The sequence below is a fragment of the Streptomyces sp. CNB091 genome (genome assembly GCF_000377965.1).
Window position 1 is genome coordinate 26310 of the sequence record NZ_KB899014.1, and the last position, 13653, is coordinate 39962.

A 13653-nucleotide genomic window follows, 5' to 3' on the forward strand; every position below is an offset into this window, starting at 1 on the left:
CAGAACAGGCCCCCTCCGGGGCAGGCATTTGGGTCCATGCCCTGCCCGGACCGTGGTTTGGGCAGGGCACACCGGCACATAGCGGAAGGTTCCTCGCCGTCCTCTTGTCGGCGACCCCCGCGCCATGGCATACAGGTCTGGACCATTGCTGTCCGGATGGAAGGCACCACCGTGCAACGCCCCCACATCTCTGCCGCGTTGACCTGTTCCGCCCTGCTTCTCGCACCCCTCCTCTCCGCCTGCGGTGGCACCGCCGAAGCCGACACGCAGCCTCCCGCCACCCCCAAGGGCGTGACGGCCCAGGCCAGCAGCTCCACCTCGGTGCACGTCATGTGGGAAGGCGCCTCCGACAACAAGAAGGTCGCCGGATACGAGATCTACCGTGGAAAGTCCAAGGTCAAGAGCGTCCCGGCGACCAAGACCATGATCGACGTCAACGGGCTGACGGCTTCGACGGACTACACCTTCAGCGTCCGGACCAAGGACACGGCGGGGAATCTCTCCGCGCCCAGCAAGGGTGTCCCCGTCACCACCCAGGCCACCCCGCCCAAGGACGACACGCCCCCCACCGTCCCGGCGAAGCTGACGGGCAGCGCCGACGGGAAACGTGCCGCCACCCTCACCTGGGGCGCGTCCAAGGACGACGTCGGCGTCACCTCGTACGACGTCTACCAGGAGGACTCCCGGATCCACAGCGTCCCGGCCTCCGAGACCACGGCGAAGCTCACGGGGCTGCGCCCGGGGACCGTCTACACCTTCACCGTCCGGGCCCGGGACGCCTCCGACAAGTCCTCGGCCGACAGCAACACGTTCGACCTCACCACCGAGTCCGCCCCCGGCGCACCCGCGAGCACGGCCCCCACCGGTCTGAGGGCCGAGATCGGCAAGGAGGGCGCCGCCTCCACCCTCGACCTGTCCTGGGACCAGCCCGAGACGGGCGGAGTCATCCCCGCCTACGAGCTCCATCTGAACGGCAAGCTGACCACCACCATCGTCTGGGGCGGCACGCCCCCCAAGGGGCGCGCCACCTACCGGCTGGACCTCTCCGACCCGGTGGGCACCCGCTATTCGGTCAAGCTCAGGGCCAAGCTTCCGGATGGCAAGTGGGGTGACTTCTCGGCCCAGCGGACGGTCGTCCTGACGGACTGAGGCCCGACCGGCCACCGTTTCCCAGGCGTGCGGCGCGCCGCCCCCCATGGTCCATTGGTCCTGGAAGGCCAGTGGACCGAAGGGGCTGAACCATGGATCCGGGAGACGGCCCGAGCACACGGGTCGACGCGCTGATGGACGGTCTCGTCGCCGGCCTGGAACGGCTGACGGCCATCCCGCCCACCCCGCCCATCGCGTTTCCCGGCTTCCCGCCCGAGCTCGTGCGCGAGGCCCGCGACCTCCTCGTGGACCTGGTGCGCGGCGCGGGCGTGGAGCGGGTGGCGAGGCGGGAGGAGGAGGTCCGCTCCCTCGCCGGGCCCCAGGACCTCCTGGTCACCCATCTGGAGTCCTTGCGTCCGTTCGGTTCCCCGCTGGGGACCGCGACGGGCGGGAGCACGGCATGAGCAGCGCGGCCGACACGAAGCCGGCCCCGGAGGAAGAGCCCCCGGCCCGGAAGAGGTTCGCCTTCCCCAGCGCCCTCACGATCCTCGCGGTCGTCACGCTGGCCGTCTGGGGACTGGCCTTCCTGATCCCGCCCGGGACCTACGACCGCGACGAGGAGGGGGCCCCGCTCCAGGGCACGTACCACCGAGTCGACTCCGACCAGAGCTTCGTGGACCGCCTGAACGACCTCTTCCTCTCCCCGGTCAACGGCCTCTACGGCGTCCAGGACGCGAAGACGGGCGAGGTCGGCCCGGACCTGGCCGGCGAGCTGTACGGCAGCGCCGGCGTGTTCCTCTTCGTGCTCGCCATCGGCGCGTTCATCACCGTGGTGTTCGCCACCGGCGCCCTGGACCGGGGCATCGGCCGCCTCGCGTACCGGCTGCGCGACCGGGGGGCGCTGCTCATCGCCGGAGTGATGCTGGTCTTCTCCCTCCTCGGCACCGTCGAGGGATTCGCGGAGGAGACGCTCGGCTTCTACGGCCTGATCATCCCGCTGATGCTGGCCCTCGGCTACGACCGCATGGTGGCCACCGGCACGATCATCCTCGGCGCGGGCATCGGCGTGCTCTGCTCCACCGTGAACCCCTTCGCCACCGGGGTCGCGTCCTCCGCCGCCGGCATCTCGCTCGGCGACGGCATCGTGCTGCGCGCGATCATGTGGGTGGTCCTGACGGCGGTGACGATCGGCTACGTCATCCGGTACGCGGGCCGCGTCCGCGAGAACCCCGACCGCTCGCTCTCCGGCTTCCTGCCCGGCGACCGCGAGCACAACGCGGCGGACGCGGGGGAGCCCCCGGAGCTGACCGGGCTCCACCGGATCGTCCTCGTCCTGGTCGCCCTGGTCTTCAGCTTCATGATCTTCTCGGTCGTCCCGTGGTCCAGCGCCCTCACGGGCGACGCCGACGCCACCCCGTACGGCTTCGAACTCGGTTGGTCCTTCCCCCAGCTGGCCGCCCTGTTCCTGGTCGCGGCGGTCCTGGTCGGCGTCGTCGCCCGGTTCGGCGAGCAGAAGCTCAGCGCGACGATCATCCGGGGCGCGGCGGACTTCATCTCCCCGGCGCTGGTCATCGTCCTCGCGCGCGGTGTCACGGTCATCATGAACAACGCGCAGATCACCGACACGGTGCTGCACTCCATCGAGGGCGTGGTCTCGGGCACCTCGTCGGCGCTGTTCGCGGTCTTCGTCTTCGTCGTCAACCTGCCGCTCGCCTTCCTCATCCCCTCCACCTCCGGCCACGCCACGCTGGCGATGCCGATCCTGGCCCCGCTCGCCGACTTCGCGGGCGTCTCCCGCGCCGTGGTCGTCACGGCGTGGCAGGCGGCGAGCGGCTGGATGAACCTCTGGGTCCCGACGACGGCGGTCACCATCGGCGGGGTGGCCCTGGCGAAGGTCGGCTACGACACGTACCTGCGGTTCGTCTGGCCGCTGCTGGCCATCCTGTTCGCCCTCGTCTGCGGGTTCGTGGCGCTGGGAGCGGTGTGGACGTGAGAGGCGAGTCCGTCGGGTAGGGGGCGGCCGAGAGCGTGCAGCGGTGGCTCACTCAGGCCAGGAGCTGACTATTTCCCGCCAGTCACCTGGGTCTTCACAACAAACACATATCATGTGGTTGATCCGTGGCGTGTCGGTAGTCGCGGGCTGATAAGTACATCTCTCCAGGGGGGCCTGTGAGCGTGGATACCCCTGTGCGCCGTGCTCAGGAGGTTCTCGCCCCATGCCCCGACCGCCCCGTTCCCAGCCTTCGGTAGTCCATGACCCCGGTCTCGACAGGCTGAAAGCCGTACTGGACGGCTGGCGGTCCTCGCTGCTGGACATGGGCGGACGCAACCGCCTGCTGAACTTCCGCCACACCCGTACGTCGACGCTGGAGATCACCTCTCCGGAGACCGGCCCTCTGCTCGCCGAGCTGGCCAGGGGCTGGGAGTTCGCCCCGGTGGCGGAGGCCCCGGACGGCGAGGAGGTCCGGTCGGTACCCGCTCCCCGCGGCCGTCCGGGACTGGTCACGCAGAAGACCACGCAGGCGACACTGGACCGGGCCCTCTACCAGCTCCGCCAGAAGTCCGGCCAGATGTTCAACGACTACGGTCTGTGGGTGCTCTGGCTGGGCGTCGGCATGCTCGACTGGCGTGAGGAGGGGGCGCACGAGACCAGTTCGGCACCGCTGCTTCTCGTCCCGGTGGAACTGCGGAGGGAGAGCGGCCACCGCTACCGCCTCCATCCGGCCGACGGCCAGGACCGCGTGCACAACCCGGCTCTCGCGGTGAAGGCGGAACGTCTGGGGGCCGACTGGTCCCCGGTCACCGGCACCGACGTCGGCGATCTGCCGGCGTTGCTGGCGGCCGCCCGCGCCGCCGCGGCCGGACAGCAGGGCTGGACGGTCGACGATCGCGCCGTGCTGGGTCTGTTCGCCTCGCACCGGGAGGCCATGTACAAGGACCTGGAGCAGAACGAGGACCGCATCCTCGCCCATCCTCTGGTGCGCGCCGTCGCCCTGGGACCGGACGCGGGTCTGCCGGACGACCTCATCGGGTTCGAGCCGCCGGAACTGGACCGGATCGACGAGGTCCAGCTGCCCGAGCGGACGCCGCTCGTACTGGACGCGGACGCCTCGCAGCGCCAGTGCATCGCGGCGGCTCTGGAGCACCGCTCCTTCGTGATGAGCGGCCCGCCCGGCACCGGCAAGAGCCAGACCATCACCAACCTGATCGCGGCTCTGATGCACGCGGGTCGCAGTGTGCTGTTCGTCAGTGAGAAGGCGGCGGCGCTCGACGTCGTGCGCAACCGGCTGCGCGGGGTGGGGCTCGGCGATTTCGTGCTGGCCCTGCACAGCGGTGATACGAGCAAGAAGGCCGTCGCCACCGAGCTCGCCCGGGTACTGACCACGGTTGCCCGGGTCAACGGAGCCGCGGAACACGAACGTGAGCGCGCCCGGCAGCTGCGTGAGGAGCTCTCCGCCTACGCGGCGGGCATGAACCAGGTCAGGGATCCTCTCGGGCGGACTCTGCACGACGTCCTCGGCCGCCTGGTCCAGCTCGACCAGGCGGGAACACCGCAACTCTCCCTGTCCGCCGAGAACGCGAAGACCGTCCGGACCCTGAGCGCCGCGGCGTTGCAGGACCTCACCGTGGCGGCCCGAGCAGTGAGCCGGGCGTGGCGCCCCGTAGCGGAGGGCAACTCCTTTCCCTGGCACGGGCTCGTGGGTGCCTCCGCACACCAGACGGCCACCGAGGCGTCCGACGCGCTCGACGCCCTGCGTGCGGCGACCGCCCGCCGTCCGTTCGCCGGTACCCAGGGCGAGCCCCGGTCCGTCCGCGAGCTTCACCAGACCGTACGCTCCCTGCGAGCCGGCCTGCCCGACGGCTTCGGCTCCGGAGACGCAACTCTCCAGGACGACGCCTCCGGTCAACTGGCCCAGCTCGCGGACCTGTTCGGGATGCCCAAGCCGAACGACGGCGAGGCGGCCGCAGCCCTGTGCGCACTCGCCGACCTCACGGCGGCCGCGAACCCCCCGCTGGGCGCCTGGTTCGACGACGCGGAGCTTCGTGGAGCACATCAGGCCGCACAGGCGCTGCGGGAAGCCCTGACCGCGGAGGCCGAAGCGCGTGCGGCGGCCGCGGACGTGTTCGGCGAGCAGACGGTCGAACGGACGGACCTGCCCGAGCTGGTCGCCCGTTTCGAGGGCCCGCACGCCAAGCTGATGGCCCGCTTCTCGGCCCAGTACAAGGCCGACCGTACGGCTGTCGCCGCACTCACTCATGACGGCGCCTGGACAAAGTCGCTGGTCGGGCGCCTGGGCGATGCCCTTCAGTGGCAACGGGCCGCCGACGAGGTGCGCAGGCTCTCCGGCGAGCACGCCGTGCTGCTCGGCCGGTACACGCCCCGCACCCAGGAGGACGTACCCGCCCTCACCGACGCTCTCGCGACCGCCGACCGCATCATCGAACTGGCCGGTGAGCCGGTCCGGCGCGATCTGCTGGCCGACCAGCTGGCCGACGCCGTCGACACCGACCGCCTCCCCGCCCTGTTGGCGGAGAACGCGCGACGTTCCCTCGGTGACTGGTGTGCCGTCGCCGAGCGCCGGGCCGAGCGCTGGTCCACGTCCGTGACGGCTCTGCTCGGCCTCTTCGGCGCGGAGCGCCAGGTGCAGCTCTCCCCTCTGCTGATGGGGCCCCTGGACCAGGCAGGGCAAGCCGTCCGAGAGCTGCTCGCCGACCCGCGGGGCCCTGAGGAGTGGTACGCGTACCGGGACGGCGTCGCCGTCCTCGCCCGACAGGGCGCCGACGCGCTCGTGGCGGGCGCGGCCGAGCGCGGCATCGAGCCGGAGCGGTTGCCGGAGATCGTCGAACGGTCCGTGCTCACCTCCTGGGCGGACGGGATCCTCGCCACCGACAGCCGGCTGCGCACGACCCGTTCGGACGACCTCGACGCCAGGGTGGCCGACTACCGGGAAGCCGACCGCCGCTTGATCGCCGCCGCGGGCGGTGCCGTGATCGAGGCCTGCAACAACCGGCGTCCCAGGGGCATCGGCGGTGGAGGAGCGGCAGTGATCATCAGGGAGGCGGAGAAGAAGACCCGGCACATGCCCGTCAGGGAACTGCTCGGTCGCACCCGTGAAGTCGTGCAGTCCGTCAAGCCATGTTTCATGATGAGTCCTCTGACGGTCAGTCAGATGCTCCCGGCCGACTATCACTTCGACGTCGTCGTGTTCGACGAGGCCTCACAGGTCCGGCCCAGTGACGCGATCAACTGCATCTACCGGGGGCAGACGCTGATCGTCGCCGGCGACGACAAGCAGCTGCCGCCCACCTCGTTCTTCGACTCCGCGGGAGAGGAGGAGGGTGACGAGTACGAGGCGGACATCCCCGATTCCTTCGAATCGCTGCTGCACGCCTGCAAGGCGGGCGCCATGCGGGAGCTGCCGTTGCGCTGGCACTACCGGAGCCGGCACGAGGACCTGATCACCTTCAGCAACAGGTCGTTCTACCGGAACTCCATGGTGACCTTCCCCGGCGCGTTCGACGAGGGCAACGACGTGGGCGTCGCCTTCCTGGAAGCCGACGGCACGTACGACCGCGGCGGTCGCCGGGACAACCGGGCGGAGGCGGAGTACGTCGCCGACCGTGTCATCCACCACTTCGACACCCGCCCCGGCCGGTCCCTCGGCGTGGTGGCCCTCTCCCAGGCGCAGGCCTCGGCCATCGACCTCGCGGTGCAGCAGGCCCGGCTGGGCCGGCCCGACCTCGACCACTGCTTCACCGAGGACCGGCTGGACGGCTTCTTCGTCAAGAACCTCGAATCGGTGCAGGGCGACGAGCGTGACGTCATGATCATGTCCGTCGGCTACGGACCCGACGAACACGGAAAGCTCGGGCTCAACTTCGGCCCCATCAACAAGAACGGCGGCTGGCGACGTCTGAACGTGGCCGTCACCCGGGCGCGCTACCGGATGGAGGTCGTCGCCTCGTTCCGTGGCACGAGCCTGCCCGACAGCGCCAACGAGAGCGTCCAGCACCTGAAGCGCTACTTGGAGTACGCGGAGAACGGGCCCGCGGTACTGGCCCGCGACGTCGTCCAGGCGGACGCGGAGCCCGACAGCCCCTTCGAGGAGTCGGTGCTCGCCGTGCTGGATGGCTGGGGTTACACCGTGCAGCCGCAGGTCGGCGTCGCCGGATACCGCATCGACCTGGGGCTGCGTCACCCGCAGCACCCTGGCGCGTACGCACTGGGGATCGAGTGCGACGGTGCGATGTACCACTCCTCCAAGGCGGCCCGGGACCGCGACCGGCTGCGGGAGCAGGTGCTGAACGGGCTCGGCTGGCGCCTCTACCGGATCTGGGGCACCGACTGGTACCGGGGGCGTGCGGCAGCCGAACAGCGGCTGAAGGAAGCGGTCGAGCAGGCCATCGCGCAGGGCCCGCTCACGGCGGAGACAGCGCGGCCTCCGGCCCCTGTCGAGCCGGACCCCGGGCCGCCCCCGGCCGCCCCGTCGCCTGCCGTCGATGAGGGAGCGTCCGGCACCGCGTCCGGAGACCAGGCTGCCGTCCACGTGCCGGCTCAGGCGAAGCCGGCCGGAACCACGTACGCAAGGGTGCCGGTCGACGCCGCGCCGCGCCGCGAGTGGAGCGCTTCCTACCAGGCATGCCGGATCACGGTCCATTCCTCCCACGAGCTCCACACGCCGGAGGCCAGGAAGGAACTGGGACAGGCCCTCGACCGGATCGTCGCCCTCGAAGGACCCGTCCACGAGGAGCTCCTGGTGCAGCGGGCCCGTGAGGCATGGGGCGTAGCACGGGCCGGGAACCGCATTCGCGACAACGTCCGTACGGTGGCACAGCAACTCGTCCGCTCGGGAAGGCTCGCCTGCGACGACGGCTTCTACCGGGCCGGCGGGCGGACCGCCGACACGGCACGGACGCCGGAGGCCGGGGAAACGGCGCGCAAGGTCACGCACATCGCTCCCGCCGAGCGGCAGCTCGCCCTGAGTGAGCTCGCGGCCGAATGCCCCGGCATGTCCCAGGACGAATTGATCAGGCAGGCCTGCGAGTTCTTCGGATGGCGCAGGACGGGCGCGGACATCCGCACCGCCCTGGAGAGCGACATCGCGGACCTGTACCGGCGGGGCCGCCTCCAGGGAGGGCCGGACCGCATCAGCGTGGTGCGCGGAGGTACCCCGAGCGGGTGAGCCCGCCGACGCTACGGCACAGGGGTGAGCCCGCGGTGTCGGCGGGCGTACGGTGGAGACGCCGGGCGTCGTGGTCACCGGCCGACGAACAGGCGTGCCGTGCACGGCCGTTGCCGTCGCGGTCGGCGAGGGACCGAGCCGTGCGGGCTCAGGCGCACACCACCGCCCCCGGCGCCGTGCGGTGCCGGGGGCGGTGACGGTGCTCGCCGGCGCGGTGCCGGGGGCGGCGATGGTGCTCGCGCCGTGACGTCAGCGCAGCTGCTCGTACGCCGGCAGCGTCAGGAAGTCCGCGTAGTCCTGGTCCAGGGAGACCTGGAGCAGGAGGTCGTGGGCCTGCTGCCACTTGCCGGCGGTGAAGGTCTCCTCGCCGATCTCCTCGCGGATCGCGGCCAGTTCCTCGGCGGCCACCTTGCGGGCCAGCTCCGCCGTGGCGTGTTCGCCGTTCTCGAAGACCACGTCCGCGTTGATCCACTGCCAGATCTGCGAGCGGGAGATCTCCGCGGTGGCGGCGTCCTCCATCAGGTTGAAGATGGCGACCGCGCCCAGGCCGCGCAGCCACGCCTCGATGTAGCGGATGCCGACCGCCACGGCGTTGCGCAGGCCGTCGTACGTCGGGCTCGCGTCCAGGGTGTCGATGGCGATCAGGTCGCCCGGGGCCACCGAGACGTCCTCGCGGAGGCGGTCCTTCTGGTGGGGCTTCTCGCCGAGGACCGCGTCGAAGGAGGCCAGGGCGATCGGGACCAGGTCGGGGTGGGCGACCCAGGAGCCGTCGAAGCCGTCGTGCGCCTCGCGGTCCTTGTCCGCCTTGACCTTCTCGAAGGCCACCTTGTTGACCTCGGCGTCGCGGCGCGAGGGGATGAAGGCCGCCATGCCGCCGATCGCGTGCGCGCCGCGCTTGTGGCAGGTGCGGACGAGGAGTTCGGTGTACGCCCGCATGAAGGGGGCGGTCATCGTCACCGCGTTGCGGTCCGGGAGGACGAACTTGGACCCGCCGTCACGGAAGTTCTTGACGATGGAGAAGAGGTAGTCCCAGCGGCCGGCGTTGAGACCGGAGGCGTGGTCGCGCAGCTCGTGGAGGATCTCCTCCATCTCGTACGCGGCGGTGATCGTCTCGATCAGCACCGTCGCGCGGACCGTGCCCTGCGGGATGCCGACGTAGTCCTGGGCGAAGACGAAGACGTCGTTCCAGAGACGGGCCTCCAGGTGCGACTCCGTCTTCGGCAGGTAGAAGTACGGGCCCTTGCCGAGATCGATCAGGCGCTGCGCGTTGTGGAAGAAGTAGAGGCCGAAGTCGACGAGCGCGCCCGGCACCGAGACGCCGTCCAGCTGGAGGTGGCGCTCCTCCAGGTGCCAGCCGCGGGGGCGCATGACGACCGTGGCGAGTTCGTCGGCGGACTTCAGCGCGTACGACTTGCCCGACCTCGGGTCGGTGAAGTCGATGCGGCGCTCGTAGGCGTCGGTGAGGTTGAGCTGGCCGAGGACGACGTTCTCCCACGTGGGGGCGGACGCGTCCTCGAAGTCGGCGAGCCAGACCTTGGCGCCCGAGTTCAGGGCGTTGATGGTCATCTTGCGGTCGGTCGGACCGGTGATCTCCACCCGGCGGTCGTTCAGAGCGGCCGGAGCCGGTGCGACCTTCCAGGAGGCTTCCGCGCGGACCGCCGCCGTCTCGGGCAGGAAGTCCAGCGTGGAGGTGCGGGCGATCTCGGCGCGGCGCTCACCGCGCCGGGCGAGCAGCTCATTGCGGCGCGGGGTGAACCGCCGGTGCAGTTCGGCCACGAACGCGAGGGCCGCGTCGGTCAGGACCTCTTCCTGCCGGGGCAGGGGCTCGGCATCGACGATGGCCAGCGTGGACGGCGCTGGTGCGGACATGAGCTGTCACTCCTTCAGCGGGCGGCGGCGTCTCATGGCCGCCGGGTCGCCTGAGACGGCACGGCGTGCCATGGCTCCGAGATACGGCCGTGGATGCCGTCTGAGGTTCAGAGGGCTTCTGACCAGTGGATAGTAGTTTCCTTATGGTGGAAGTTCAATGGTTTGTTGATGTCGAGATTCTCCGGGTCGACAGAAACGGGCCGTCGGCGGCGCAGCGTGCCGGGACGGCCACGCACGGTGGACGGCGAGCGGGGGTCCGCCGGGCCCGCCCGGTCACTCCAGGTGCTTCAGGTCCTGCGAGGTGTCGATGTCGTACGCCTCGGCCACATCCGAACACTCCACGAGCGTGATCGCATCGCGGTGCTCGCGCAGATAAGCCCGCGCCCCCCGGTCGCCCACCGCCCCCGCCGCGATGTCCGTCCACCGGTCCGCCCCGAACAGCACCGGATGGCCCCGCTCCCCGCCGTACGAGGCGGCCGCCAGACTCGCCCGCGAGCGGTACGCGAGACGCACCCGCGCCACCGCCTCCGCCCCGATCCCGGGCTGATCGACCAGAAGGACGAGTGCCGCGTCCGTCGCGCCCAGGGCGGCCAGTCCCCGCCGGAGCGAGGAGCCCATGCCCTCCTCCCAGTCCGGGTTCACCGTCACCGCGCAGCCCGCGAGATCCGCGCGGGCCCGCACCTCGTCCGCCGCCGCGCCCAGCACCACGTGCAGCGGGCCGCAGCCGCCGTCGCGCAGCGAGCGCACCGCGTGTTCGATCAGCGGGCGGCCCCGGTGCTCCAGCAGCGCCTTCGGCCGGCCGCCGAGCCGGCGGCCCCCTCCGGCGGCCAGCAGTACCCCCGCGACCTCGGGGTTCCTCGCGGCGGAAGTCATGTCCGCGGCCCTCTCCGTAGCCGTGCCTGTCGTCGTCTCCGTGACCATGGGGCCTGGATACCACTGAGCGCTTCGCACACGCGACACGCATGTCACCCTCAGGGGTCACCCCGATTTCTTTCCGTGGGCTGGCGCGCACTGCCTGTCATGGCGTTAACTTGCGGACACATCCGGGGACTTGGCCACAGCCCGGGTTCGGGGGTCACACCGGCACACGGACGTGCGAGGGGGAGTGCTGTGTTGCGAAGCGTGGGGCAGAAGCAGCTGACCGGCAGCGACGAGGACCCGAGGGTGGCAGAGTTGCGGATGGCCGTCTCCCGGCTCCGCCGGGAACTGGCCGGGCTCCGGGCCGAATTCCCCGACCGGCCGATCGCCGAGGACGAGCTGGCGGCCCTGGACGCGATGGCCGTCAGCGGCGTGCCGGAGATCCCCCGTATGCGCCGCTCCCTGCTGCTGATCGCGGGGGCCATCGGCTCGGTGAGCGCGGTGGCCGCGGCCCTGCGCGAGGTGCGCAACGCGGTCGACCTCTTCGGGGAGCCCCCGCGCGGCTGACCTGCTGCGCGCGAGCCCTCGCGCGGTCGGCCCACGGTGCCCGAGCCCTCGCGCGGCTGACCCACGGCGCGCGAGTCCCCGCGCGGTGGACCCATGGCGCGCGAGTCCCCGCGCGGTGGACCCATGACGCGCGAGCCCTCGCGCGGCGGGCTACGCCGCGCGCCCCGGCTTCACCGGCGGATGAGCCTGCGGGCCGTGGCCGCCGCGACCGCCGACGTACGGGAGTCGACACCCAGCTTGGCGTAGATGTGCACCAGGTGGGACTTCACCGTCGCCTGGCTCAGGAACAGCCGCTTGCTGATCCGCAGGTTCGACAGGCCCTCGCCGACCAGTTGGAGCACCTCCAGCTCCCGCCGGGTCAACGCCTCGGCCGGCGTCCGTATCCGGTCCATCAGCCGGTGCGCAACCGACGGCGCGAGCGCGGAGCGGCCCGCAGCCGCCGTGCGCACCGCCGCCGCCAGCTCCTGCGGCGGCGCGTCCTTGAGCAGATAGCCGCTCGCCCCCGCCTCGACCGCCGCCAGGATGTCCGCGTCGGAGTCGTAGGTGGTCAGGATCAGGACCCGGGGGCCCTCCGGCGCCGCGGTGATCGTCGCCGTCGCCTCCGAGCCGTGCAGGCCCGTACCGAACTGGAGGTCCATCAGGACCACGTCGAAACCGCCCGCCGCGGCCAGGGCGACGGCCTCCTCGGCGGTGGCGGCCTCACCGGTGACCCGGAAGTCCGGCTCGGTGTCCAGGACCGCGCGCAGCCCCGCCCGGACGACCGGATGGTCGTCCGCGAGCAGCAGCCGGATCACGTCCTCGCTCCCGCTCATGCCGCACGCTCCGCTTCCGTCACGGGCAGCGGGAGCGTGACCGCCACCGCCGTGCCCTGTCCCGGCGCCGACTCCACGCTCAGCGCACCGCCGAGCGACCCGGCGCGCGCCCGCATCGCCGGCAGCCCGAAGCCGCCGTCGTCGCGCTCGTGGACCGGCGCCCCCGACGGTTCGAAGCCCTGCCCGTCGTCCACGACGTCCAGCGCGACCGAGGTGTCCATGAAGCTCAGGGTGATCTCCGCCCGCCCGGCCCGCGCATGGCGCACCGTGTTGGCCAGCGCCGACTGCGCGGTCCGCAACAGCGCCACCTCGTACGGCGTCGGCAGCTCCACCGGGGTGCCGCTCACCGCGAACCGTACGGTCAGCCCCGGTGCGGTCGTACGGGCGCAGAGCCGCTCCAGCGCGGCGGCCAGCGAACCGTGCTCCAGGTCCGGCGGCGTCAGCGCGCGGACGAACGAACGGGCCTCGGCGAGATTCGCCTGCGCGGCCTCGCGGGCGGCCCGCACATGCGCGGCGGCGGGAGCGTCCTCGGGCAGCGAGCGCTCGGCGGCGCGCAGCAGCAGCTGGATGCTGGACAGACCCTGGGCCAGCGTGTCGTGGATCTCCCGGGCGAGGCGCTCACGCTCGGCGAGGGTCCCGGCCGTTCGTTCCGCCTCGGCGAGGTCCGCACGGGTGGCGACCAGCTCCACGATCAGTTCGCGCCGCCGCTCGCTCTCCCGGAAGAGAGCGTCGTACCCGAGGACGGTGGCGACGGCGACCGCCGCGCCGATCAGCGGCCCGATGAACGCGCCGGGCTCGATCGCCTGCCGGTGCACGACGAAGCTGGTGATCGCGGCGGCGGCGGTGACCACGACGGCGGGCAGCGCCCACCGCGTCGGCAGGATGTGGAGCTGGAGGAAGTAGAGCGGGAAGGCCACCCACAGGGCGTCCGGCGACAGGACCAGCAGCGCGGCCCACAGGGCGCCGAGCCCCGCCAGCCACACGGCCCCCGCCCGGTTTCCCGGCTGTACGGAGGAGGCGAGCGGCCCCGCCGCGTACAGGGCGGCCATCAGCACCGCCACCACCACGACGGCCGCGGTGTGCGGCGCGTCCTCGCTCGCCGTGCGGACGACCACGAGGGCCAGCAGCCCCATCAGCAGGGCGTGCAGACAGAGCCGCAGGGCTGCCGTGACGTGGGTGTGCGAACGCGAATCCATGGTCCGTCCAGCGTAGCCGCGGCCTCCCCGGACCCGGTCAATCGAAAGGTTGATCCCGGGCCCGTCCGCCGCGCGATG

Annotated in this window: 9 protein-coding genes; 5 read left to right on the forward strand and 4 right to left on the reverse strand. The window is 71.7% G+C overall.

Features of this window, described 5'->3' with window-relative positions:
• Positions 1–156 precede the first annotated feature (156 nt).
• The 4 genes from D581_RS0133000 (at position 157) to D581_RS0133015 (ending at position 8273) form a co-directional block, all read left to right on the forward strand.
• Complete coding sequence (locus tag D581_RS0133000; protein WP_018961391.1) at positions 157–1149, forward strand: fibronectin type III domain-containing protein; 993 nt, start codon at positions 157–159, stop codon at positions 1147–1149.
• A 92-nt stretch (positions 1150–1241) separates the two neighbouring features.
• Complete coding sequence (locus D581_RS1000000142380; protein ID WP_018961392.1) at positions 1242–1553, forward strand: hypothetical protein; 312 nt, start codon at positions 1242–1244, stop codon at positions 1551–1553.
• Positions 1550–3082, forward strand: coding sequence for a YfcC family protein (locus D581_RS0133010; protein WP_018961393.1), 1533 nt, complete (start codon positions 1550–1552; stop codon positions 3080–3082). The genes D581_RS1000000142380 and D581_RS0133010 overlap by 4 nt, the downstream gene beginning before the upstream one ends.
• Before the next feature lie 223 nt (positions 3083–3305).
• Positions 3306–8273, forward strand: coding sequence for a DUF3320 domain-containing protein (locus D581_RS0133015; RefSeq protein ID WP_018961394.1), 4968 nt, complete (start codon positions 3306–3308; stop codon positions 8271–8273).
• Positions 8274–8522: 249 nt separating this feature from the next.
• Here the strand turns inward: D581_RS0133015 and aceB are convergent, their stop codons facing one another.
• Positions 8523–10142: a malate synthase A gene (gene aceB / locus D581_RS0133020; protein ID WP_018961395.1), complete on the reverse strand. Its 1620-nt coding sequence runs from the start codon at positions 10140–10142 to the stop codon at positions 8523–8525.
• Between the two features lie 273 nt (positions 10143–10415).
• Positions 10416–11015, reverse strand: a complete 600-nt coding sequence (locus tag D581_RS0133025; protein ID WP_018961396.1) for a nucleotidyltransferase family protein — start codon at positions 11013–11015, stop codon at positions 10416–10418.
• A gap of 249 nt (positions 11016–11264) precedes the next feature.
• Here D581_RS0133025 and D581_RS0133030 point away from each other — a divergent pair, with 249 nt between their 5' ends.
• Entirely contained in the window at positions 11265–11567 is a 303-nt protein-coding gene (locus tag D581_RS0133030) for a DUF5955 family protein (protein WP_018961397.1), read from the forward strand.
• A gap of 170 nt (positions 11568–11737) precedes the next feature.
• Here D581_RS0133030 and D581_RS0133035 read toward each other — a convergent pair whose 3' ends face one another.
• Positions 11738–12379 carry a response regulator gene (locus D581_RS0133035; RefSeq protein WP_018961398.1) on the reverse strand — a complete coding sequence of 214 codons (642 nt, stop codon included), beginning with the start codon at positions 12377–12379 and terminating at the stop codon, positions 11738–11740.
• Complete coding sequence (locus tag D581_RS0133040) at positions 12376–13575, reverse strand: sensor histidine kinase (RefSeq protein WP_018961399.1); 1200 nt, start codon at positions 13573–13575, stop codon at positions 12376–12378. The genes D581_RS0133035 and D581_RS0133040 overlap by 4 nt, the downstream gene beginning before the upstream one ends.
• Positions 13576–13653: the final 78 nt, after the last annotated feature.

What these genes read in the sequence shown, in the direction of transcription:
- D581_RS0133015 (WP_018961394.1), top strand. Translation starts at nt 3,306, where the DNA reads ATGCCCCGACCGCCCCGTTCCCAGCCTTCGGTAGTCCATGACCCCGGT.
- aceB (WP_018961395.1), bottom strand. Translation starts at nt 10,142, where the DNA reads ATGTCCGCACCAGCGCCGTCCACGCTGGCCATCGTCGATGCCGAGCCC.
- D581_RS0133010 (WP_018961393.1), top strand. Translation starts at nt 1,550, where the DNA reads ATGAGCAGCGCGGCCGACACGAAGCCGGCCCCGGAGGAAGAGCCCCCG.
- D581_RS1000000142380 (WP_018961392.1), top strand. Translation starts at nt 1,242, where the DNA reads ATGGATCCGGGAGACGGCCCGAGCACACGGGTCGACGCGCTGATGGAC.
- D581_RS0133025 (WP_018961396.1), bottom strand. Translation starts at nt 11,015, where the DNA reads ATGACTTCCGCCGCGAGGAACCCCGAGGTCGCGGGGGTACTGCTGGCC.
- D581_RS0133035 (WP_018961398.1), bottom strand. Translation starts at nt 12,379, where the DNA reads ATGAGCGGGAGCGAGGACGTGATCCGGCTGCTGCTCGCGGACGACCAT.
- D581_RS0133040 (WP_018961399.1), bottom strand. Translation starts at nt 13,575, where the DNA reads ATGGATTCGCGTTCGCACACCCACGTCACGGCAGCCCTGCGGCTCTGT.
- D581_RS0133000 (WP_018961391.1), top strand. Translation starts at nt 157, where the DNA reads ATGGAAGGCACCACCGTGCAACGCCCCCACATCTCTGCCGCGTTGACC.